At 68.7% G+C, this 22,575-nt stretch carries 15 protein-coding genes and 1 tRNA gene; 9 read left to right on the plus strand and 7 right to left on the minus strand.

The window, feature by feature from the left end; genetic code table 11:
• Window positions 1-4 precede the first annotated feature (4 nt).
• The 3 genes from ASG43_RS09970 to ASG43_RS23095 form a co-directional block, all read right to left on the minus strand.
• A complete protein-coding gene (locus tag ASG43_RS09970; RefSeq protein WP_056503851.1) occupies window positions 5-703 on the minus strand; it encodes a phosphatidylserine decarboxylase in 699 nt (232 codons plus the stop codon).
• A gap of 112 nt (window positions 704-815) precedes the next feature.
• Window positions 816-2,711, minus strand: a complete 1,896-nt coding sequence (locus ASG43_RS09975) for an ABC transporter ATP-binding protein/permease (protein WP_056503854.1) — start codon at window positions 2,709-2,711, stop codon at window positions 816-818.
• A 197-nt stretch (window positions 2,712-2,908) separates the two neighbouring features.
• The gene (locus tag ASG43_RS23095) at window positions 2,909-4,984 is read right to left on the minus strand and encodes a LysM peptidoglycan-binding domain-containing protein (protein ID WP_056503860.1); all 2,076 of its coding nucleotides are present in this window, start codon (window positions 4,982-4,984) and stop codon (window positions 2,909-2,911) included.
• A 247-nt stretch (window positions 4,985-5,231) separates the two neighbouring features.
• On the opposite strand from ASG43_RS23095, the gene kdsA reads away from it, so the two are divergent.
• Window positions 5,232-6,080, plus strand: a complete 849-nt coding sequence (gene kdsA, locus ASG43_RS09985) for a 3-deoxy-8-phosphooctulonate synthase (protein WP_056503862.1) — start codon at window positions 5,232-5,234, stop codon at window positions 6,078-6,080.
• Window positions 6,081-6,187: 107 nt separating this feature from the next.
• Window positions 6,188-7,186, plus strand: a complete 999-nt coding sequence (locus ASG43_RS09990; protein WP_056503865.1) for a KpsF/GutQ family sugar-phosphate isomerase — start codon at window positions 6,188-6,190, stop codon at window positions 7,184-7,186.
• A 60-nt stretch (window positions 7,187-7,246) separates the two neighbouring features.
• Here ASG43_RS09990 and ASG43_RS09995 read toward each other — a convergent pair whose 3' ends face one another.
• On the minus strand, window positions 7,247-8,548 hold the full coding sequence (locus ASG43_RS09995) for a sorbosone dehydrogenase family protein (protein ID WP_056503867.1): 1,302 nt from the start codon (window positions 8,546-8,548) through the stop codon (window positions 7,247-7,249).
• A 251-nt stretch (window positions 8,549-8,799) separates the two neighbouring features.
• Here ASG43_RS09995 and ASG43_RS10000 point away from each other — a divergent pair, with 251 nt between their 5' ends.
• The 4 genes from ASG43_RS10000 to ASG43_RS10015 all read left to right on the plus strand — a co-directional run bounded on the left by ASG43_RS10000 (window position 8,800) and on the right by ASG43_RS10015 (window position 16,175).
• Entirely contained in the window at window positions 8,800-9,981 is a 1,182-nt protein-coding gene (locus ASG43_RS10000) for a fumarylacetoacetate hydrolase family protein (protein ID WP_082490793.1), read from the plus strand.
• Between the two features lie 196 nt (window positions 9,982-10,177).
• The gene (locus ASG43_RS10005) at window positions 10,178-10,846 is read left to right on the plus strand and encodes a hypothetical protein (RefSeq protein WP_056503869.1); all 669 of its coding nucleotides are present in this window, start codon (window positions 10,178-10,180) and stop codon (window positions 10,844-10,846) included.
• Between the two features lie 78 nt (window positions 10,847-10,924).
• The gene (locus ASG43_RS10010; RefSeq protein ID WP_056503872.1) at window positions 10,925-12,607 is read left to right on the plus strand and encodes an MHYT domain-containing protein; all 1,683 of its coding nucleotides are present in this window, start codon (window positions 10,925-10,927) and stop codon (window positions 12,605-12,607) included.
• 157 nt (window positions 12,608-12,764) lie between these two features.
• Window positions 12,765-16,175, plus strand: coding sequence for a DNA methyltransferase (locus ASG43_RS10015; protein ID WP_056503875.1), 3,411 nt, complete (start codon window positions 12,765-12,767; stop codon window positions 16,173-16,175).
• Between the two features lie 171 nt (window positions 16,176-16,346).
• Here ASG43_RS10015 and ASG43_RS10020 read toward each other — a convergent pair whose 3' ends face one another.
• Both ASG43_RS10020 and ASG43_RS10025 read right to left on the minus strand, forming a co-directional pair.
• A complete protein-coding gene (locus ASG43_RS10020; protein ID WP_082490794.1) occupies window positions 16,347-19,124 on the minus strand; it encodes a GAF domain-containing protein in 2,778 nt (925 codons plus the stop codon).
• Window positions 19,125-19,234: 110 nt separating this feature from the next.
• A complete protein-coding gene (locus tag ASG43_RS10025; RefSeq protein ID WP_056503879.1) occupies window positions 19,235-19,543 on the minus strand; it encodes a hypothetical protein in 309 nt (102 codons plus the stop codon).
• A 133-nt stretch (window positions 19,544-19,676) separates the two neighbouring features.
• Between ASG43_RS10025 and ASG43_RS10030 the strand changes: the two genes are divergently transcribed.
• From ASG43_RS10030 to ASG43_RS10040, 3 genes are all read left to right on the plus strand, one after another.
• Window positions 19,677-21,008: a Gfo/Idh/MocA family oxidoreductase gene (locus tag ASG43_RS10030; RefSeq protein ID WP_082490796.1), complete on the plus strand. Its 1,332-nt coding sequence runs from the start codon at window positions 19,677-19,679 to the stop codon at window positions 21,006-21,008.
• Window positions 21,009-21,236: 228 nt separating this feature from the next.
• Window positions 21,237-21,326, plus strand: a tRNA-Ser gene (locus ASG43_RS10035).
• Between the two features lie 112 nt (window positions 21,327-21,438).
• Window positions 21,439-22,323 (plus strand): DUF6538 domain-containing protein, encoded by an 885-nt coding sequence (locus tag ASG43_RS10040; RefSeq protein ID WP_056503883.1) that lies wholly within the window; start codon window positions 21,439-21,441, stop codon window positions 22,321-22,323.
• A gap of 35 nt (window positions 22,324-22,358) precedes the next feature.
• On the opposite strand, the gene ASG43_RS10045 is transcribed toward ASG43_RS10040, so the two are convergent.
• A complete protein-coding gene (locus ASG43_RS10045; protein ID WP_056503887.1) occupies window positions 22,359-22,568 on the minus strand; it encodes a hypothetical protein in 210 nt (69 codons plus the stop codon).
• Between the last annotated feature and the right edge of the window lie 7 nt (window positions 22,569-22,575).

The following is a 22,575-nucleotide window of genomic DNA, read 5'->3' on the forward strand; positions in this document are numbered from 1 at the left end:
CGGTTCAGTCGCGGCGGAACGGCCAGGCGGAAGCGGTGCTTCCGAACTCCGCGATCACCGTTTCGCCGGCCGTTGCGATCTGACCCTCCGCGACGCGCGGACGCGCATCGCCGGGCAGGTACACGTCGAGGCGCGAGCCGAAGCGGATGAGGCCGAAGCGCTCGCCCGCCTCCAGGCGATCGCCGGTGGCGGACCAGCAGATGATGCGCCGGGCGACGAGGCCCGCGATCTGCACGACGCCGATCTCGCCCTGCGGCGTCTCGATCACCACGGAATTGCGCTCGTTCACCTCGCTCGCCTTGTCGAGCTCGGCATTCTGGAACTGCCCCTCACGATAGGCGATGCGCGCGATCCTGCCCCGCATCGGGGCGCGGTTCACGTGGCAGTCGAAGACGTTCATGAAGACCGAGATCCGCAGCATCGGCTCGATGCCGAGCTCCAGCTCCGGCGGCGGCACGACGTGCCCGACCAGCGAGACGTGCCCGTCCGCGGGACTCACCACGACCTGTTCTGAAATCGGCGTCACGCGCTCGGGATCGCGGAAGAAATAGGTGCACCAGACGGCGAGGATCAGGCCGATCCAGAAGAGCGGCTGCCAGAGGAGGCCGAGCAGGACGGCGGCGGCGACGAAGGCTGCGATGAACGGATAGCCGGCCCGGTGGATCGGGACGAAGACGTTTCTGATCGACTGGATGACGTCCATGAGAAAATGCGTGCCTCGTCTCTCGGTGCCCGGCGCCGGTCTTCGCACACCGGCGCGTCAAGGGGCGGTCTTAGCGGGTTTGCGAACGGCAGGACAGGCGAAATCAGCCCGTTCAGGCCACGGGATCGGTCCGCCGCCGCTCGATCACACCGAGTTCATCGGCCGCGCGAGCGCGGCGCAGCGTTTCTTCCGCCTCCGTCGCCTCGCGCTGCATGCGCCACATCTCGGCATAGAGACCGCTTTCCTCAAGCAGTTCGCGATGCGTTCCGCGCTCCACGATCTGCCCCGCGCGAAGGACGATGATCTCGTCGGCATCGATGATGGTCGACAGGCGATGCGCGATCGTCAGCGTCGTGCGCTCCTTCGAGACGAGGTCGAGGGCCGACTGGATCTCCTGCTCGGTGTGCGTGTCCAGCGCCGAGGTCGCCTCGTCGAGGATCAGGATCGGCGGTGCCTTCAGGATCGTGCGGGCGATGGCGACGCGCTGCTTCTCGCCGCCGGACAGCTTCAATCCGCGCTCGCCGACCATGGTGGCGAAGCCGTCCGGCAGGATGTCGATGAAGCCGGCGATCTGCGCGAGTTCGGCCGCCCGGCGCATCTCCTCGTCGCTGGCGTCGATCCGGCCGTAACGCACGTTGTAGGCAATCGTGTCGTTGAAGAGGACGGTGTCCTGCGGCACGATGCCGATCGCTGCGCGCACGCTCGCCTGCGTGACCGTCGCGATGTCCTGACCGTCGATGAGGATGCGGCCGGCCGAGACGTCGTAGAACCGGAAGAGCAGCCTCGAAATCGTCGACTTGCCGGCGCCGGACGGGCCGACGATCGCCACCGACTTGCCGGGCGGCACCTCGAAGGAGATGCCCTTCAGGATCTCCCGGGCGGGATCGTAGCTGAAGCGCACGTCCTCGAAGCGGATGGCGCCCTCGGTGACGCGAAGGCTCACCGCGCCCGGTCGGTCCCGGACCTCCTCCTCGACCTCGAGGAGCCCGAACATCTCCTCGATGTCCGTCAGGCCCTGGCGAATCTCGCGATAGATGAAGCCGATGAAGTTCAGCGGGATCGAAAGCTGCATCAGCATGGCGTTGATGAAGACGAAGTCGCCGAGGGTCTGCGTTCCCGCCTGCACCTCGCGCGCCGACATGACCATGGTGACGCCCATGCCGATGGAGAAGATCACGCCCTGGCCGAAGTTCAGCCAGCCGAGCGACGTCCAGGTCTGCGTCGCCGCCTTCTCGTAGCGGGCCATCGAGCGATCGAAGCGCTCGGCCTCCATCGCCTCGTTGCCGAAATACTTCACGGTCTCGAAGTTGAGGAGGGAATCGATCGCCTTGGTGTTGGCCTCGGTGTCGGAATCGTTCATCTCGCGCCGGATGCCGATACGCCAGTCGCTCGCCTTGATCGTGAACCAGGAATAGACGCCAACCGTCACGGCGATGACGACGAGGTAGGAGAGGCCGTAGGCGAAGCCGAAGATCGCCGCCGTCAGAGCGAATTCCAGAACGGTCGGTATGCTGTTGAGGATCGTGAAGCGGACGATCGTCTCGATCCCCTTCGTGCCGCGCTCGATGATCCGGCTGAGCCCCCCCGTGCGGCGCTCCAGGTGGAAGCGCAGCGAGAGCGCGTGCATGTGGTTGAAGGTGCGGAAGGCGAGACGGCGGACCGCATGCTGCCCGACGCTCGCGAAGAGCGCGTCGCGCAGCTGGTTCAAGGCGACGGACAGGATACGCGCGACGTTGTAGGCGATCACCAGCGTGATCGCTCCCGTCAGAACGAGCGGCAGGACCGTCAGCGCGCTGTTCGTGCCGTCCAGGGCATCGGTCGCCCATTTGTAGAAATAGGGAATGCCGACGGTCAGGAGCTTGGCGAGCACCAGGAAGAACGTCGCCCAGACGACGCGGGCGCGCAGATCCGGCCGGCCGGCCGGCCACATATAGGGCCAGAGGTTGCGAAGCGTCGACAGGGTCTGCCCGCCATCGGCGGAAACCGTCTTCGAGGTGGTCGTGGACAAGGGAAAACCGTTCGAACGAGAGGCGCGGCGAAGACCGGCCGCGTCATGCTCGACGGGACGCCGCGGTTTCGAAGCGTTCTAAGTTCTTCCGGGTCTTCGGGAAAGCCCCCTCGCCGCGGCGTCTTCACGCCGCATGGTCGACGAGAGGCCGGGGCGTCCTGCCGCCGGCGTTTCGCGCCGTCGTCTCCGTGTGCCGGTCAATTCGGGGCGGAGGCGTCTTCGACGCGGTCCTCCGGCATGCGGAAGACCTGGCCGGGATAGATGCGGTTCGGGTCGCGGATCTGATCGCCATTGGCGAGATAGATCGTCGTGTAGCGCGCACCGCGCCCGTAGGTGTCGCGCGAGATGCGCCAGAGCGTGTCGCCGCGCCGGATGATGACGCGGGCTCCGGCGGCCTCGAGCGGCGCCTGCCGTTCCGTTGCGACGTCGGCAGAGGAGGCTCCGCCGGCGACGGACGACGCGTCCGCCGCCGCCGCCAAGTCGGGAGACCTCGCAGCCTCAGTCCCGCTCGGCGTCGTCGCGGCGTCGCGGGTTCCGGCGGACGGCTCGTCCGGCGCGGGTCGAACCGATGCCGGGCCAGCGGCCGACAGGCCCGACGGCTCGCCGTCCGGAGCCGTTGCGGGAGCCGAACCCGCCACATCCGGCGCGGGATCGGCGATGGTCGGCGGTGCGGCGTCCGGCGCTGTGCCCTCGAGCGATCCCCCCGTCGACCGGGGCACGGGTGTCTTCACCGTTTCAGGCGGCGCTGCGGGCGTTTCGCCGGGCGACGGGGCGGCGGTTGCCGGCTGCGGGGACCCCGATGGCGAGGCGCGATCATCCAAAGGATCGTTGGCGGGCGCGTCCGCCGAGGCGATCGAAGACGGCGACGGCGTCGATCCGGCAGGGGCGGTCGCGTTCGAGGCGGGACGGGAAACCGCCTCGCCGCGCGCGTCGACGTTTCCGGCGCCGGCTTCGCCGGTCGCTCCAGCGCCGGGCGCTCCGGCGATGGCCGACATCGCGCGTCCCTCCGGCTTCAGGAACGGAACCTCGACGCGCGCGAGCACCGTGCCGTCCGCCGCCAACTGGTCCGCGCGCACCAGATGTTCGCCCGCCAGGACATCGGCGGAACTCGTCACGAGAAAGCGGTCGCCCCCGCGGTTGGCGTCCTCGCCGAGGAAGACGTTGTCGACGTAGATGCGGACCGAATGACCGAGGGGCTTGCGGCCCGCGACGTAGATCGTGCGATCCTCGATCTCCACGGCTTCGACGGCGAGGATCCCCGGCGCCGTGCCGGCGGTCGCGGGCGTCGGCGATGTCACGGCCGGCGCGGATGTCGTAGCAGAACCGGCATAAGGGGAGGTCGAAGCGGCGGGAGGCGCTGCGCTCGTTTCTCCGGCGGGCGCGGGAGCCGTTCCGTTGCCCGCCACGGGCCCGACCACCGGGGCCGCGGCCGCGCGCGTCGGATCGGTCGCCGTCGCCGTCGCCGTCTGCGTCAATGCAGGGCCGGTTTCGGGCAAGCCATCCGCCGGGGCGGCGTCCGTCGTCTGACGGGCTTCTTCGCCGGAGGCGCTTGATGGAAGGGCACCGTCGGCGCCGGTCGCCGCCGCGGATGTTCCGGCGGCCGTCATCGCTTCGCCACCCTCGCGGGCCGCGACGACGCCGGGCGTCGGAACGCTGATCAGCCGGCTCGGCGCATCCGGCGTTTCCACCAGCGCCAGAAGCTCGTTCTCCCGTCCGCGCTGGGGAACGCTGACGATCGCGGTCTCGCGCGAGGTCACGGCGGGACCGCTTCCTCCCGCGGCTTCGATGCGGATCTGATGCTCGCCGACGGCGAGAGGCTTGTCGAGGACGATGGCGAAATCGCCGGCCGGGCCGGCGGTCTCCTGGCCGAGGGTCGTCGTTCCGTCGACGAGGCGAACGGTGGAGCCGGCCGGCGCCTTGCCGGCCATGACGGTCGAGCCGTCCGGTTCGACGCGAAGGATATCGAAGCTCGGCGCCTCCGGCGCGGCGGCGCGGTCCGGACCGGCGCTCCCGGATGTCGCGGCGCCGGAAGCGGCTTCGGTCGACGCGGCCCCTTCGGCGCCGGCGTCCGCTGTCGTCGCGCCATCCGCCGGCTTCTGCGCGCCCGACGGCCCGGCCGGGTCGACGAGCGCCGCGACGCTGTCGGTCGCCTGCCCGGTCGTCTCGCGGGCCAGTCGAACCTTCTCGGTGTTCAGCATGTCCCAGTAGCCGGCGAAGATCGCGACCAGCAGGAGAAGACAGAACAGGGCGATACCGACAACTTTTCGCTTCATTCCAACGACCGTCCGCAGCGGTCCGTCCCGATACGCGAGGACCCGCCTAAACGGAGATTTAACGAAGACTTGGCGGCGTCACAAGCGAAGGGCCGAATCAACGGCCCGCGCTGGTAAACGCGCTCCGGCTTGCCTTCCCGTCGCCCGCGGTCCTAGAAGACGCGGACCCTTAGTCCGGGGCGACGCGGCGATGCCGCCGGCGCCCTTCGCGCCCCGCGGTCGTACCGCGCATGGAAAGGCCGCGCCGATGTCCTATCAAGCTCCCGCACCCGCCGCCGCCCGCCGTTTCGACGTCGGCGGCATCGCCTTCGGCAACGACCTGCCCTTCGTCCTCATCTCCGGTCCCTGCCAGATCGAGAGTCGCGACCACGCCTTGCGCATGGCGCAGGCTCTGACCGCCATGGCCGCGGCCGCCGATGTCCCCTTCGTCTTCAAGGCTTCCTACGACAAGGCCAACCGCACGTCCCTCGCGGGCCGGCGGGGCGTCGGGCTCGACGAGGGTCTTCGAATCCTGTCGGACGTGCGCGAACGCTTCGGCTGTCCCGTGCTCACCGACATCCATGACATCCCCCAGGCGGTCGCCGCGGGCGAGGCCGTCGACATCCTGCAGATCCCGGCCTTTCTCAGCCGACAGACCGACCTTCTCGTCGCCGCCGCCAAGACGGGCCGTTCGATCAACATCAAGAAGGGCCAGTTCCTCGCGCCCTGGGACATGGCGAACGTCGCCGCCAAGGTCGCGCAGTCCGGGAACGAACGCATCATGCTATGCGAACGGGGTGCCTCGTTCGGCTACAACACGCTCGTCACGGATTTCAGGGCCCTGCCGATCATGGCCGAGACCGGCTATCCCGTGGTCTTCGACGCGACGCATTCGGTGCAGCAGCCGGGCGGCCAGGGCACGAGCTCGGGGGGCGACCGCCGCTTCGCACTGCCGCTCGCCCGCGCCGCCGTCGCGGTCGGCGTCGCCTCGGTCTTCGTCGAGGCCCATGACGATCCGGACCATGCCCCGAGCGACGGGCCGAACATGCTGCCGCTCGAATGGATGCCGGAATTCCTCCGGACCCTGACGCGCATCGATGCCATCGCCAAGGGCTGACCCTTTCCGGTCTTAAGCGGCGCAGGACGGGTCGCCCGGTCGCGCCGCAGCATCGGGGACCCCGGCTTGCACTCGCAGCCGCGCCCAACCTTTTCGAGGTCTTCGCCATGCCGGACACGTTACCCGTCGAACCCGCCTCGCCCGCGGACGCCATCGCGACCGCGCGGCAGACGATCGCGACCGAGATCGCCGGCCTCCAGGCGCTGGCCGGCTCCATCGACGAGCGCTTCGTCGACGTCGTCGAGCGCGTGCGGCGCTGCCGGGGCCGGGTGATCGTCACCGGCATCGGCAAGTCCGGCCATGTCGGACAGAAGATCGCGGCCACCCTCGCCTCGACCGGAACGCCCGCCTTCTTCGTCCATGCAGCCGAGGCTGCGCATGGCGATCTCGGCATGGTCGGAATGGACGACCTCGTGATCGCCATTTCCAATTCCGGCGAGAGCACGGAACTGCAGGCGATCATCGAGTATTGCCGCCGCTTCCACGTGACGCTCGTCGCCATGACGGCCCGGCCGCAATCGGCGCTCGGGCGCAATGCCGATGCGATCCTCCTCATGCCGGATGCCACGGAGGCGTGCCCGCTGTCGCTCGCCCCGATGACCTCGACGACGATGAGCCTCGTCCTCGGCGATGCCTTGGCGGCCGTCCTCATCGTCGCCCGCGACTTCCGGCGCGACGATTTCGCCAAGTTCCATCCCGCGGGCAAGCTCGGCGCGCAGCTGCTCCGCCTGTTCGAGGTGCTGGACCGGCGGCCGAACCTTCGCGACGTGCCGAGCGTCTCGGTCGACAGCCCGATGCCGGAGGTGATCTCCGCGATCAGCCAGGGCCAGCGCGGCATCACCGCGGTCTACGAGGGCGAGACCTTCACGGGCGTCGTCACGGACGGGGATCTGCGCCGCGCGATGACCGACCGCACGATCTTCGACAAGACCGCGGCCGACATCATGTCGCGCCATCCCCGCAAGATCGGCGCCGACCGGCTCGCGGTCGACGCCCTGGCGCTCTGTGACGCGCACCGCATCTCCGCGGTCTTCGTCACCGACGAGGCCGGAAAGGTTGCCGGCCTCGTGCAGCTCAAGGATCTGCTCCAACTCGGTCTCGTCTGAGCCGCCGCGCCGACATCCCGGTCGGGATGCCGGTCCGGTGTTGCCGACACGACGCCCGGATCAGGCGTTCGAGACGCGCCAGATGACGTCGCCCACATCGTCCGCCACGAGCAGCGAGCCGTCGGCGCCCAGCGTCACGCCGACCGGCCGGCCGTAGGAGACCTTTTCGTCGGGGGCGAGGAAGCCGGTGAGGATGTCGCGCGGCGGACCCGAGGGCCGGCCGTTCTCGAAGGGCACGAAGGCGACCTTGTAGCCGCTGAGCTTGGAGCGGTTCCAGGAGCCGTGCTGGCCGATCACCATGCCCTCGCCGAAGCCGTTCAGCGTGCCGGCCGGCAACCAGCAGAGACCGAGCGAGGCGGTGTGCCCGCCGAGCGCATAATCGGGCTGGATCGCGCGGGCGACGAGGCTCGCATCCTGCGGCACGCGGTCGTCGACCGTCCGGCCCCAGTAGCAGTAGGGCCAGCCGTAGAAGCCACCCTCCTGCACCGAGGTCAGGTAGTCCGGCGGGGTCTCGTCGCCGAGTCCGTCGCGCTCGTTGACCACCGTCCAGAGTTGCCCCGTGTCCGGCTGGATCGCCAGTCCCACGGGATTTCGCAGACCCGAGGCGAAGATGCGGCTCACGCCGGTCGCGACGTCGATCTCGTAGATCGCCGCGCGGCCTTCCTCGACCGTCATGCCGCTTTCCCCGATGTTGGAGAGCGACCCGACGCCGACATAGAGCTTGCTGCCGTCGGCGCTCTTCTTGATGCTGCGCGTCCAATGGCCGCCCGGCTGATAGGTGGAGATCCGGCGCGCGGGCGCGGTGATCTTCGTCTCGCCCTCCTTGAAGGGGAAGGCGACGACGCCGTCGGTGTTGCCGACATAGAGCGTTTCGCCCACGACCGTCATGCCGAAGGGCTGGTTGAGGTTTTCCAGATAGGTGTGGCGCGTCTCGGCGGTGCCGTCGCCATCGGTGTCGCGCAGGAGGATCAGCCGGTTCGGGCTCGTTCCGACGGCCGCCGCCCGCTTCATCGTCGAGACCATCGCCAGATCGAACGCCGACTTGATCGGTCCGGCGAGACCGATCGCCTCGGCCACCAAGACGTCGCCGTTCGGCAGGACTTCGATCCAGCGGGGATGCTTGAGGCCGATCGCGAAGGCGTTGACCTTGAGGCCCGGCGCGGGCGTCGGCTTGTGGCCCACCTCCCAGCCCCGAGCGGTCGGCATCTTCAGCGTCGGGACGGCGCCCTGCGGACGCGCTTCAGGAATGGAGGGCGCGGTGCCGTAGGCCGGCGCACGGATGGCGTCCTTGCGATGGCGGACTTTGATCGCCCCCGCGCCGATCAGCGCGACGACCTCGGCGAAGATGCCGGACAGGCTCATGGAAACGGTTCTCCCGAATGGCGGCGGCGGGCTTGGTCTGGGATGCCGCCGTCCTCGACGATAGAATAGATCCCCCGGCTCGGATTTCGAGGGATCGCGCCGACCCCTATCCCGCCAGGACCGCAGCTTCTATATGCGGTGCGTAGCATTTTGCGCCGTTGAGAGGATCCGCCACGCCGCGGCCCCTCCGGCGTCGAGGCGCTTCGACGTCGGGAGCCGACGAAGCGGGCGAACGGAGCGGGAGACCAGACATGATCGCCATCGAGCGGCACGCAGCGACGATGACCCTGGCCGGGGACAACAGGGCGACGCTGGTCGGACGCGTGTTCCGCCCGGATGCCGGCGGGCCGTCCGTGGTCCGGATCGAGGCCGGGCGCGTCCTCGACCTGTCCCGGACCTTCGCCACGATCCGCGATCTCTGCGAGGCGGAGGACCCCGCCGCGGCGGCGAAGGCCGCCGCCGGCGAGGACCTGGGTCCGCTCGAGGACCTCCTCGCCAACACCAATCCCGACGCGCGCGATCCGAGCCGGCCTTGGCTCCTCTCACCGGTCGATCTCCAGGCGTTGAAGGCGGCCGGCGTCACCTTCGTCGCCTCCATGCTGGAGCGCGTGATCGAGGAGCGCATTCGCGGCGACGCCGATGCCGCCGCGAGCGTGCGCGGAACGGTGCTCGATCTCGTCGGACAGGATCTGCGCCGCCTGAAGCCGGGCTCGGCGGAGGCCGCAGCCCTCAAGGCCGCGCTGATCGAAGCGGGCGCGTGGAGCCAGTATCTCGAAGTCGGCATCGGACCCGACGCGGAGATCTTCACCAAGGGGCAGCCCCTCTCCTCCGTCGGCACCGGGGCGGACATCGGCGTTCATCCCGCCTCCACCTGGAACAATCCGGAGCCGGAGGTCGTGCTCGTCGGCTCCTCGAAGGGCCGGATCGTCGGCGCGACGCTCGGCAACGACGTGAACCTCCGGGATGTCGAGGGGCGCTCCGCGCTCCTCCTCGGCAAAGCCAAGGACAACAACGCCGCCGCCGCCATCGGCCCCTTCATCCGCCTCTTCGACGCGCATTTCACGCTCGACGACGTCCGCGCGCTGGACCTGTCCCTGACGGTCGAGGGCCCGGAGGGTTTCACGTTGACCGGTCGGTCGTCCATGCGCGAGATCAGCCGCGATCCCGCCGACATCATGGCGCAGGCCGTCAACGCGCATCACCCCTATCCCGACGGGCTCGTCCTCTATCTCGGCACGATGTTCGCCCCGGTCGAGGATCGCGGCGAAGCGGGACGAGGCTTCACCCACAGGACCGGCGACATCGTCTCCATCGAAACGCCGTCGCTCGGCGTGCTCGTCAACCGCGTGCGGCCGACGGACGCCGTCGAAGGATGGACGATGGGCGCTGGCGACCTGATGCGGAACCTGGCAAAACGCGGACTTCTGTCCTGATTCGATCCTCCCGCTCACCGTCCGCCTCGGCGGACGAGGCCCTGCCACTCCGGAACTGGCATCCGCCGCGCCTCGACGAAAAGCGTGACGGAACAACGAGATCGTGAGGCAGGACTTGGCATTTCCGGGTTCGCCTTACTTGCGGCACGGTGTGCGTCCTCTAAAGGTTCGACGATCGTCGTAGGACCCTTTAGCCATGCTGCATTGCCCGCCACGCCCGAACAATGCCGAAGAGGATGCCGCATGGCAGGGCAGGCCGCGCAGCTGGGCGGGCAGTCCGGCGCCGAAGGTGGTCCCGTGGCTGGCCGCGGTGGCCCTCGCCCTTGCCGGGGCGGTCGCGCTCGGAATGCTGGTCGACCGCTACGAGCCGACGCGGTCCTTCTTCATCGAGGACGGTCCGGTGGAGGTTCTGCAGGCCGCGCTGCTTCTGGGCATCGCCGGCATCTTCGCCGCCGCCTTCCTGCGCTCGGCCGGATCGCGCGCGCTGTTCTGCCTCGTCGCGGCCTATGTCTGCATCTTCGCGCTGACGCGCGAGATCCCGCGCTGCGGAAGCGCCTTCAGCGGGGATGGCGCCTGCCTCACCTCGGGGTGGAAGGAAACGATCGTCGCGTCGGCGTCGGTGCTTGGTGTGCTCGCCCTCGTTCTGCGCCCGATCGACTGGTTCGACGCATCGCGTCTGTCCAATATCCGCTGGATCTGGCCAAGCCTTCCCATCGTCGGACTTCTCGTTGCGGCGGAAGCTCTTGAGAGCCTTATCTATTACAGCGAGATCGAAGAGTTCTTCGAGCTGATCGCCTATCTCTATCTCGGCGTGTTCGCTTTTTCGATTCTTCGCGGGACGGTGGAGCGCCGTCCTTCCACTTGAGACGAACGGACACATCGTCGGTTTGACTTAGACGAAATCGCAGCGCAGGAACGACATTCGACAGCGCGGCGATCCGGAATGCAGCACAGCTCACATCATCTGCTCTTCATCGTCCTGTCGATCGTGATCGCCGTCCTTGGATCCTGGACGGCGCTCGACCTGTTTCGGCGCGTGTCGGAAAACATCGGGCGGCCGCGGCTCGTCTGGCTCGCCACGGCTGCGCTCGCCATGGGCATGAGCATCTGGTCGATGCACTTCGTCGCCATGCTGGGCTTCGATCCCGGCTCGAGCGTCAGCTACGATCCGATGCTGACGATCGCTTCGCTCGTGCTCGCGATCGGCTCGACGGCCGGCGCCTTCTTCTTCGTCGCGTCCGAGACCGTGCGGCCCAAGCAGATCGTTCTGGCGGGAACGGCCATGGGCGCCGGGATCTGCACGATGCACTATGTCGGCATGGCCGCGCTCGAAAGCGCCATGTCCTTCGGCTACGATGTCGGGCTCGTCGTGCTCTCGCTCGCGATCGCCGTCACCGCGTCGACGGCCGCCCTCTTCGCCGCGCGGCGCGAGCGCTCGGCGCGCATGCAGGCGCTGGCCGCCGTCATCCTCGGCCTCGCCGTCGTCGGCATGCACTACACGGCCATGGCCGCCCTGAAGCTCACCCTCATCGCCGACCGCCCCGTCGCCCTCCACGGGGCGCCGCCGACGGCGCTGGCGATCGGCATCGCGACGCTCACCGTCATCATTCTGTTCCTCGCCATGATGGCGAGCCTCTACGACCAGCGCAGCAACATCCTCGCCGCGCTCGATGCCGGTGGCGTCGGCTACTGGGAGCTCGACCTGCGATCGCGCGTCCTCTTCATCTCGCCGAAGGGCAAGGCGATCTTCGGGCTCGGCGCCGACGACGCGCTGACCTATTCGGAAGCCCTCACGCGGATCGCGCCGGACAGCCGCGCCGAGCGCGAGCGGCAGATGGCGCATGCCATCGCGACGGGCGAGGACTACGACGTCGAGTATCCGCTCGCGCGGACGCAGCGCTGGGTGAATGCCCGGGGCCGGGTCGCCGCCTCCCGTCATGCCGACGCCACCCGCATGGTCGGCATCGTTCTCGACGTCACGGACCGGCGAAACGCCTTTCTCGAACTCGAAGGCAGCGAGCGGCGTCAGAGGCTGCTCATCGACGAACTCAACCACCGCGTGAAGAACACGCTCTCGACGGTCCAGTCGATCTCCCGCCAGACGGCCAAGCGCGCGACGTCGCTGGAGCAGTTCCACGCCAACTTCGAAGCCCGCATCATGGCGCTCTCGGCGACGCACAACGCGCTGACGCGCGGCGGCTGGGAGACGGCCAGCCTGCGCGAGATGCTCGACGCCGAACTGAACCCGTATTCGAGCGGTCAGGTCCGCCTGTCCGGCAGCGACGTCGATCTCCCCGCCCGTCACGCCCTGTCGCTCGGCATGGTCTTCCACGAACTCGCCACCAATGCCGCCAAGCACGGCGGCCTCTCGGCGCCGGGCGGACGGCTGGAGATCGCCTGGGGATTGCAGGAGACTCCCGCCGGCCCGATCCTGCAGATCGACTGGTCCGAATATGGCCGGGCCATCGCCGCGCCGCCGACGGGATCGGGTTTCGGATCGCGGCTGATCCGCACCAGCATCGAGCACGAACTCGGCGGCCGGTTGCTGACGGCCTATGCGCCGGACGGGCTGCGATGCACGATCCACGTGCCTCTCGGCCGATCCGGCGACGCCGGCGCCGACTGACACCGGGGACGGCGGCGGACCTTGAGGCGCCGATCCTTGAAGGGACGGCGGTCGCATCAAGAATCCCAAACGTTTCCCGAGCCGACGACTGGCGTTATCGCCCACAGGTTGTAAATCTGATGTCAACTACCTGTGGTTGATTCGGAGGAGCGATCTCATGTCGTCTGCGGTCGAGGCGTTCATCACGCGGTGGCAGGGGCGCGAAGGCGGTCAGGAGCGCGCCAATTACGGTCTGTTTCTCGGCGAGTTCTGCGCGGACCTCGATCTGCCGCGACCAGACCCCGCGAGCGCCTCCACCGAGACCAACGACTACGTCTTCGAGCGCGCCGTGCGCGAACTGGCGCGCGACGGCAGCGCCTCCCGCCGGCGGATCGATCTCTACAAGCGCGGAAGCTTCGTGCTTGAGGCGAAGCAATCGCGCTTCTTCGGGGAAAAGAAGCTCGACGAGGTGCCGGAAAAGGGCACCGAGGCCGGGCGGCTCGGCCGACGCGGCGCGCATCGCGGCTGGGACGCGCTGATGCTCAACGCGCGCAACCAGGCGGAAGGCTATGTGCGCCTCCTGCCGCCGGACCACGAGCCGCCGCCCTTCGTGCTCGTCTGCGACGTCGGCCACTGCATCGAAGTCTATGCGAACTTTCGCAGGGACGGCAAAGCCTACGATCAGTTTCCCGACCGCCGCTCGTTCCGCATCTACCTGGAGGAGCTGCGCGACCCCGCCGTCCGCGAGCGCCTGCGTCTCATCTGGACCGATCCGACGGCGCTCGATCCCGCCCGCCATCGCGCCGAGGTGACGCGCGACATCGCCTCGCGCCTCGCGGCGGTGTCGAAGACGCTGGAACAGGACGGCCATCCCGCCGAGGAGGTCGCCATGTTCCTGATGCGGCTCCTCTTCACGATGTTCGCCGGCGATGTCGACCTCCTGCCCAAGCACGCTTTCACCCAGCTCCTGCGCGACTGCGAGCGCCGGCCGGAGATCTTTCCCGCCATGCTGGGAGACCTCTGGGCGGCGATGGACAAGGGAACGTTCACCGCCTCGATCCAGCAGAAGGTCAAGCGCTTCAACGGCGAGTTCTTCCGGAGCCGCGTCGCCTTGCCCCTGTCGCGCCAGGCGATCGGCGAACTCGTCGCCGCCGCCGACCGGAACTGGCGGGAGGTCGAGCCGGCGATCTTCGGCACGCTCCTGGAACAGGCGCTGGAGCCGACCGAGCGGCGGCGTCTCGGCGCCCATTACACGCCCGGCCGCTATGTCGAGCGCCTCGTCGTGGCGACCGTGATCGATCCCCTGAGAGCCGAGTGGGCGGAAGTCCTCTCCACCGTCGAGCGTCAGAAATCGGCCGGCCGCAACGCGGATGCGATCGCGACCGTGCAGGGGTTTCACGACAAGCTCCGCGAGACCCGCGTTCTCGACCCCGCCTGCGGCACCGGCAACTTCCTCTACATCGCGCTTCTTCTGATGAAGAAGCTGGAGGACGAGGTCTTGGAGGCCATCGTCGATCTCGGCGGACAGGAGGCGCTGACGGGCCTTGCCGGACATTCGGTGGATCCGCACCAGTTCCTCGGGCTCGAGCTGAATCCGCGCGCCGCCGCCATCGCCGAGCTCGTGCTCTGGATCGGACATCTCCAATGGCACATGCGCTCCAAGGGCGGCGTGCCCGGTGAGCCGATCCTGCGGGCCTTCCACAACATCCAGGTCATGGACGCCGTGCTCGCAGCCGACGCGCCCTGCGCCGACGATCCCTATCCCAACCCGCGGCGTCCGGACTGGCCGCAAGCCCACTTCATCGTCGGCAATCCGCCCTTCATCGGCGGCAAGGACCTTCGCGCGCGCCTGTCGCCGGAAAAGGCCAGAGCCCTTCGTGCGGCCCATCCGGCGGTGAACGAGAGCGCCGATCTCGTCATGTACTGGTGGGGCCGCGCCGCCGACATCCTCCTTGCCAGGGGCTCCATCCTGCGCCGCTTCGGTTTCGTCACGACCAACTCGATCAGCCAGGTCTTCCAGCGCCGCGTCACGGAGCGCCATCTCGGCGCGCGGCGTCCGCTGTCGATCGTCATGGCAGTCCCCGATCATCCCTGGACCCGGCAGGCGCGCGACAGCGCGGCCGTCCGCATTGCGATGACGGTCGCGGAAGCGGGCTCGCTCGAGGGCGTCGTCGGCGAGATCGCCTCGGAGGAGAACATCGAGACGGATGCGCCGATGATCGCGCTGAAGGAGATGCGCGGGCGGGTGAACGCGGATCTGACGGTCGGCGTGGACGTCACCAAGGCCCCCGCTTTGAGGGCGAACGCGGGGGTCTGCTCGCCCGGCATGAAGCTTCACGGCGCGGGCTTCATCGTGACGCAGAGGGAAGCGTTCGCCCTCGGCCTGCGCCGGCATCCGGGCCTTGGCGACCACATCCGGCCCTACCGGAACGGGCGCGATCTCGCGGCACGCCCGCGCGGCGTCCTGGCCATCGATCTCTTCGGGCTGACGATCGACGATGTCCGCCGGCGCTTTCCCGAGGTCTACCAGCGCGTCCGCCTCGAGGTGAAGGAGAAGGTCGCCATCGTCGGCGGCGTGGAGACGCCCATGGGGCGAGACGCCAACAACCGTCGAAGCTACCGCGACAACTGGTGGATTTTCGGCGAACCGCGCCGGGAACTCCGGCCGGCCCTGGCCGGCCTCCACCGCTACATCGCGACGGTCGAGACCGCCAAGCATCGCGTCTTCCAGTTCCTCGACGGGACGATCCTGCCGGACAACATGCTGGTGGTGGTGGCGAGCGACGACGCCTTCGATCTGGGCGTCCTGTCGTCTCGCATCCATACGATTTGGGCTCTTCGCGCCGGCGGATGGCTCGGCATCGGCAACGACCCCCGCTACTCCAAGACTCGCTGCTTCGATCCCTTTCCGCATCCCGTCGTCCCGGACGCGCGCAAACACCTCGTCCGCGCGCTTGCCGAGGAGATCGACGGCCATCGCAAGCGGGTCCTCGCCCTGCACGAGCACCTCACCTTGACCGGCCTCTACAATGTGCTCGACCGCCTTCGCGCCGGATCCAAGCCGTCCGCTCTCGGCGCGAAGGATCGCAAAGTCTTCGACGACGGGCTCGTCCTCATCCTCCAGGAGCTTCACGACCGGCTCGATGCCGAGGTCGCGGCCGCCTACGGTTGGCCGGCCGATCTCGCCGAGGCGGACATTCTCGCGCGGCTCCTCGCGCTCAACCGCGAACGGGCGCGCGAGGAAAAGCGCGGGCTCGTGGCCTGGCTGCGGCCGGCCTATCAGATCCCGCGCTTCGGCACCGAGGTCGAGCGCGCCCGGCAGATGGTGAGCGATCCCGCCGGCGCGGTGGCCGCGACGGCGCAGGCGCGAAAGGCGCTCTTCCCGAAGAACGAGCTGGAGCAGACGGTCGTCGTCATGGCGGCGCTCGCCGCCGCCGGCGTGCCGCTCGATGCGGCCGGCATCGCGGCGAGGTTCCGGCCCGCGCGACACGTGAGACCGGCCGTCGGCGACGTGCTCCTGGCGTTGCGGCGGATGGGGCAGGCGTCCACCGAGGACGGCGAGAGCTTCGCCCTCAAGCGTGCGGCCTGACGGGGATCCCAGCCCGGATGTCCCGACCCTGATATCACCGCCCGGATGTCTCGGCGCGGATGTCTCGGCGCGGATGTCTCGGCCCGAACGTCTCGGCGCCCATGTCCCGGCGCGGGGCCCGCCCGTCCGCGATCTCCCGCCGCCGGCCTCCCGGACCGATGTCGCCGGCCCTCATGTCTCCGCGAGCAAGGCGCTGATGCGACGCGCGAGATCGTCGACCGCGAAGGGCTTGGTCACCACCTGCATGCCCGGCGCGAGATGGCCATGGCCGAGGACGGCGTTTTCGGCATAGCCGGTGACGAACAGCACCTTGAGGTTCGGGCGCAGCTCCCGCGCGGCATCGGCGACCTGCCGCCCGTTCATCCCGTTGGGCAGTCCGACATCGGTGATGAGGAGATCGAGCGGCCGCTCGGAGCGCAGGATCGCCATGCCCTGCGGCCCGTCCCCGGCCTCGATGGCCGTGTAGCCGAGGTCCTCCACGACATCGACCACCAGCATGCGCACGAGCGCCTCGTCGTCGATGACGAGAATGGTCTCGTTCGCCTTGGCCTTCGGGACATCGGCCACCGCGGCCGCCGCCTCCTCCACCGCTTCCCCTGCATGATGTCGCGGCAGGTGGATGGAGACGCTGGTCCCCTGGCCCGGCGCGGAATCGATGCGCACCTGCCCGCCGGACTGCTGGGCGAAGCCGTAGATCATGGACAGGCCGAGCCCGGTCCCGACGCCGATCGGCTTGGTCGTGAAAAAGGGATCGAAGGCCTTGGCGAGCACGTCGGGCGCCATTCCCGTTCCGTTGTCGGAGACCGAGAGCACCACATAGGCGCCCGGCGGCAGGTCGAGGCGGGCGGCGGATGTGGCGTCGATCTGGCGGTTGCCCGTCTCCACGATGAGGCGTCCGCCGTCCGGCATGGCGTCGCGGGCGTTGATGCAGAGATTGAGGAGGGCGTTTTCCAGCTGGTTCGGATCGACGAGCACCGGCCAGAGCCCGCTGTTGACGATCGTATGGACTTCGATCGCCGGTCCGACGGTGCGACGGACGAGGTCTTCCATCTCGATGACGAGGCGGTTCACGTCCGTCGGCTTGGGCGCCAGCGTCTGGCGACGCGAGAAGGCGAGCAGACGATGCGTCAGAGCCGCCGCACGCTTGGTCGCCTCCAGCGCGCCGTTGATGTAGCGCCCCACCTCCCCGGCCCGGCCGTCCTCGATCCGGCTGCGCGTCAGTTCCAGGCTGCCCTGGATGCCGGCCAGGAGATTGTTGAAATCGTGCGCGAGCCCGCCGGTCAGCTGCCCCACCGCCTCCATCTTCTGCGATTGGCGCAGCGTCTCCTCGATCGCCATGAGTTCGCCGGTCCGCTCCTGGACACGCTCCTCGAGCGTGGCGTTGAGGGCCCCGAGAGCGTCCGCCGACGCCTTCAGTTCCGCCGCGGTCCGGGCCCGCTCGACATGCGCCCAGGACCGGTCGGTCACCTCGCGGATCAAGGCCAGCTCGGGCCCCGTCCAGACATGCGGCACGCGATCGTGGATCGCCATCAGCGCCGTCAGCCGGCCGTCCTTGACGAGCGGCATGCAGATCGTCGCCGCGATGCCGATCGCCTGGAAGGTCGCGGCCTCCGCCGGCTCGAGTTCGGCGAGATTGTCGTCGATGATCAGCGGCAAGCCCGCGGAAAGCCGCTCCACGGCGAGGCGGCCGAAATCCGACAGCCGGTATCGGCCGACGATGCTGGACGAGCCCCCCGCGGCAAAGTCGCCGCGGATCGTGAAGCCGTCCTCGTCCTCGTCCATGTCGGCATAGGCGCAGTTGGACACGCCCATCTGCTCGGCCACCATGCGCGTCGTCGTCGCCAGCACCTCGTCGGCATCGAGGAGGCTCGCGGTCGCCCGCCCCAGCTCGTCGAGGAACCTCAGGCGCGATTCGCTCTCGCGCAGCGCCGCGTCGACGCGCGCCCGCGCGATCGTCGTCCAGGCGCGGTCGGCGACGTCCTCGGCAAGGCCGATCTCGGCGGGCGTCCAGTTTCGGGCGTCCCGCGAATGGATGCCGAACGCCGCGACGAGCCTGCCGTTCTTCGTGATCGGCACGGTGATGAAGGCGGCGAGCTGGATTTCGGCGAAGATCGCGAGCGCGCTCGGATCGGCGGTGCGCGGATCGCTCGCGACGTCGTCGATCGCGATGATCTGGCCGGCGCGCAGATCGGCGGCGAATTCGGCGCCGTAATCCTCCATCCGATGAACGCCGACCGTGCTCGCCATCCGGCCGTCGTTCCACTCGTATTCCGTGACCGCGTGCTTCATCTCCTCGTCGATGTCGGAATAGGACACCTGATGCACGCGGAGCTGGCGACCCAAAGCCTCGGCGGCGGCGAGGACGATCTCGGACGGCTCCTTCAGAGACCGGAGCTCGCGTTCGAGCGCCAGAAGAAAATCCTGCCGTTCCACATTGGTCTTGAGGGCCGCGGCCGCGAGAACGCTCTGCGTCGTCTCGTTGGTGAGGATGAAGAGCCCGGCCAGCCGCCCGTCGGCCTCCACGATGCGCGAATAGGAAAAGGTGAACCACGTGTCGGCGACGCCGCGATCGGTGGCGAGCTTCCACGGCAGGTCGACGAAACGCCGGGAGCGCCCCGCCATGGCTTCGTCGATGATCGGCTTGGCCTGCGACCAACCGTCGGCCCAGACGACGTCGAACCGCTCCCCCATCGCCCAGGCGAGGCGAGGCCCGAGGAGCGGGAAATAGGTGTCGTTGAAGAAGAAGTGGAGATCGTCGGGTCCCCAGGCGAGAATCATGGATTCCGGGGAGTTCAGAACGAGACCGAGCGACACGCGCAAGGTGTCGGGCCAGGTGTCGGGCGGCCCGAGAGGATGGCGCGACCAGTCCTTCTCGCGGATCATCCGCGCAGCCTCCCCGCCGCCGGTCAGGAAGCCCATCGGGTCGCTCGTGTCCTTGCTCGCCATCATGCCTCAGCGGTTCGTCCGGACGATCGTCGGTCGATCGACGCTATACAAGATCGGCGCCCCCGCGCCTCCGGTTTTCCCGTCGGCGCGGTGGCGCGACGCATTGGCGCGCCTCATCGCCTCGTCGGCGCCTCGTCCGGAAAGCGAAGTCCGCCGGCGCTCGTTTCGTCCACGTCGTCGCCGGCGCGATCCGTCCCGCTCGCGCCGCCGTCCGGCAGTCCCGGCTCGTCCTCGTCCTCGTCGGCCGGGCCGAGGCCATCGTCCTCCCGGTCGGCGGGCGACCTGGACAGCGTCGTCATGTCCACGAGATCGTTGTCCAAGCCGCCGAACTCCTCGGCGATGACGGCCTCGTCCCGGTCCTCGGCCGCCGCCCCCGGTGCTCCTGCTTCGCCCCGCTTTGTCCGCTCGTCCGTCCTCGACATCGCCGTCCTCCTGCGTTCCGATGCCCCGATAAGACTTGGGACGGGGCCCCCGTTCCAAAGCCGGGCATACAGTCTGCCGCTGCCTTTTCCGCGCTTCGCGCGTTCACTCCGTCTCCAGGCAAGGGATGGCGCCATGACCGACACGATCTCGAACGAACCACCGGCCACCACGGGTGCGGAGCTCCAGCGACGCGATCTCCTCAAATTCGGCGGCTTCGGCGCCGCGGGGCTCCTGTTCGGGTCGCGCGCCGCGTCCGCGGCAGACCTTCCGCCGCCGAGCCCCGTCGATCGCGGGCGCGTGGAGGAGGGCCGCGTCGTCTTCGACCCCTGGCGGTCGCCCGCCGACACGCCTTCGGCGCCGCCGCCCGCGCCCTTGTCGCCGGACGAGCGCGTCGGGTTCGCCATCGTCGGGCTTGGTCGTCTCAGTCTCGAAGAGCTTCTTCCCGCCTTCGCGCAGTCGAAGAAGGCGAAGGTGACGGCGCTCGTGTCGGGATCTCCGGGCAAGTTGAGGACCGTGGCGAGCCAATACGGCATCGATCCCGCCGCCTGCTACGACTACGAGAGCTTCGACGCCATCGCCGACAATGAAGCCGTGCAGGTCGTGTACGTCGTTCTGCCGAACGCGCTGCATCGCGAGTTCACGGAGCGCGCGGCCAAGGCGGGCAAGCACGTCCTCTGCGAGAAGCCGATGGCGACGAGCGTCGAAGATGCCGAGGCGATGGTCGCGACCTGCGCGGCCGCGAAGGTGAAACTGATGATCGCCTATCGGATCCAGTACGAGATATACAACCGCCAGCTGATGGACTGGGTGCGCGAAAAGCGCTTCGGCCGGCTGGTCGCGATGAGCGCGACCAATGTCCAGACCGTGGCGGACAACGGCGCGGAGCAGTGGCGGCACAAGCGCGCCCTGTCGGGCGGCGGATCGCTGCCCGACATCGGCCTCTACTGCCTCAACACCGCCCGTTTTCTCACCGGTGAAGAGCCCGTCGAGGTTTCCGCCCTCCTCCATTCGCCGCCGGACGACCCGCGCTATGCCGAGGTGGAGGAAACCGTGGCCTTTCGGCTTCGCTTCCCCTCCGGCTTCATCGCCCAGTGCCTGACGAGCTACGGCGCGCGGGACGACAAGCACCAGCGGCTCAACTTCGAGCGGGCGAGCGTCGACATGCCGAACGCCTATTCCTACACCGGCCAGCGCCTGACGATCGCAGAGCGCGACGGCGATGCGACGGCGGAGACCGCGGTGAAGCTCGAGGCGAACAACCAGTTCGCAGCCGAGATCGACCACATGGCGACCTGCATCCTCGACGACCGCACGCCCCGCACGCCCGGCGAGGAGGGGGTTCAGGACCACCGCCTGATGGAGGCGATCTACCGCTCGGCCGAAACCGGCGCTCCCGTCGCCCTTCCCGCCCCCGAACGGCTGGACGCCTTCCGTGGCCCGCCATTGCCGGAGGACAAGGGCTGAGCCGGCCCGCCGCGACGCCTCTCCGGCGACGGTCGAAATCCGCGTCCCGCCGGGCGAGCCCATGTGGAACCGGCCGTCGGGGCGGGACGACGAGCCGACGGCGCGGCGTCGCATCCTGTCCCCAAAGCCTGCCCAAGGACGCGGAGATCGAGAAGAATCCCTCTTCCGGTCGGCGATCCGTCTCAACGGACTTGAAACATCCCTCCGACTCCTTTAGACGCCCCGATTGGAGAGGTGGCCGAGTGGTCGAAGGCGCGCCCCTGCTAAGGGCGTATACGGGAAACCGTATCGAGGGTTCGAATCCCTTCTTCTCCGCCAGCCGATCCTCAAAGCCCTACAGACAAGCCATGTCCTGTGATTCAGGGGTTTGTAACCGCCGCACTGGTGCACAACGGCGGTACACATGGGCTTGCGAATGGCCTCACCCTGGATGCACCCCGACTCGGGAATATTTTGGTACCGGAAGCGCGTCCCAGCCGTGCTCGTCGACCAACTCGGCAAGCGCGAGTATCGGGTCAGCCTGCGGACGCGCGACCCCGCCGAGGCCAAGGTCGCATTCAGCCGTGTAGCAGCCGACGTCGAGGCTCGCTGGAAGAACCTTCGCGTCGGCGTCCGCTCGTTCTCCCAGAAGCAGGCGGTCGCCATTGCCGGTGAAATCTACAGGGACACCGTAGCCCGTCACGAGGAGAACCCGGGGGACCAGGATTGGGGCGTGCGGCTGGTCACGGACTATGCGTTCCTGAAACCTGAAAAGGTTAGGATGTCCGGGCACGAGACCCCCGTGGGCAAGCGCATGTACGAAGTGATCCGAACCAAACGATACAAACCGATCGTGGACGCCTTCCTCGAGAAACGAGGACTCCTCGTCGATGACGAAAGCCGGGAGCGAATTACCACTGCTGTCAGCGCGGCGATGATGCAGGCGCATGAGCAGCTACAACGGTACGCCAACGGCGACTACCGCCCCGACCCCGACGCGGAGCGCTTCCCCGCCCTATCTTTGGAGACCTTCACGTCGGCCGAAGCTGATGCGCCGATGCCCGTCAGCGCCGACCTGGACCGCCGGTCGGCTCGAGCTCGCCGTTTGGAACCCAGTTCGGGCGCCGGGGCCGGGTCGCCGCTGTCGGGGCCGTCGAGCAGCAGGAGTGTCCCGCGTGCCGCCCAGACCCGTGACAACTCGACGAGCTTGACCAACTTCTCGCGACCGAGGTCTCGGTCCTCCCGCATGACGGGCCGCGCGCCCGTTACCGTGCATGTCTGGAGTTCGGGCTGGAGAGACCGCCATGCCGAGCGGTCGTCGGTGTGGCGGAGGTAGATGGCCAGCGGCAGCGAGGCAGCGTCGACGGTCCGTCACCGCGCTTCCGTCACCGGGCCGTGACGGCCGCCATTGTTGCGGATGAGGTAGTCGAGCGCGCGAGCGAGGCCCGCGTCCCCGATACTGAGGGGCGGCAGGTAGTCGATCCGGGCCCGCTCGAAACGCGCGAGACCCGTGTCGGCGGCAACCGTTCGCGCTGCCTGATACCGTTCGGGGGAAACGCCCCTCCGTTCGATGGAGAGCACCGGGGAA

The sequence above is a fragment of the Aureimonas sp. Leaf454 genome (assembly GCF_001424685.1).
Classification (GTDB): Bacteria; Pseudomonadota; Alphaproteobacteria; order Rhizobiales; family Rhizobiaceae; genus Plantimonas.

Excerpts from the sequence above, each read along its gene's own strand:
- ASG43_RS10020 (WP_082490794.1), bottom strand. The coding sequence starts at position 19,124 with ATGATGGCGAGCAAGGACACGAGCGACCCGATGGGCTTCCTGACCGGC.
- ASG43_RS10040 (WP_056503883.1), top strand. The coding sequence starts at position 21,439 with ATGCACCCCGACTCGGGAATATTTTGGTACCGGAAGCGCGTCCCAGCC.
- ASG43_RS10000 (WP_082490793.1), top strand. The coding sequence starts at position 8,800 with ATGATCGCCATCGAGCGGCACGCAGCGACGATGACCCTGGCCGGGGAC.
- ASG43_RS09990 (WP_056503865.1), top strand. The coding sequence starts at position 6,188 with ATGCCGGACACGTTACCCGTCGAACCCGCCTCGCCCGCGGACGCCATC.
- kdsA (WP_056503862.1), top strand. The coding sequence starts at position 5,232 with ATGTCCTATCAAGCTCCCGCACCCGCCGCCGCCCGCCGTTTCGACGTC.
- ASG43_RS23095 (WP_056503860.1), bottom strand. The coding sequence starts at position 4,984 with ATGAAGCGAAAAGTTGTCGGTATCGCCCTGTTCTGTCTTCTCCTGCTG.
- ASG43_RS10025 (WP_056503879.1), bottom strand. The coding sequence starts at position 19,543 with ATGTCGAGGACGGACGAGCGGACAAAGCGGGGCGAAGCAGGAGCACCG.
- ASG43_RS09970 (WP_056503851.1), bottom strand. The coding sequence starts at position 703 with ATGGACGTCATCCAGTCGATCAGAAACGTCTTCGTCCCGATCCACCGG.
- ASG43_RS09995 (WP_056503867.1), bottom strand. The coding sequence starts at position 8,548 with ATGAGCCTGTCCGGCATCTTCGCCGAGGTCGTCGCGCTGATCGGCGCG.
- ASG43_RS10015 (WP_056503875.1), top strand. The coding sequence starts at position 12,765 with ATGTCGTCTGCGGTCGAGGCGTTCATCACGCGGTGGCAGGGGCGCGAA.
- ASG43_RS10030 (WP_082490796.1), top strand. The coding sequence starts at position 19,677 with ATGACCGACACGATCTCGAACGAACCACCGGCCACCACGGGTGCGGAG.
- ASG43_RS10010 (WP_056503872.1), top strand. The coding sequence starts at position 10,925 with ATGCAGCACAGCTCACATCATCTGCTCTTCATCGTCCTGTCGATCGTG.
- ASG43_RS10005 (WP_056503869.1), top strand. The coding sequence starts at position 10,178 with ATGCTGCATTGCCCGCCACGCCCGAACAATGCCGAAGAGGATGCCGCA.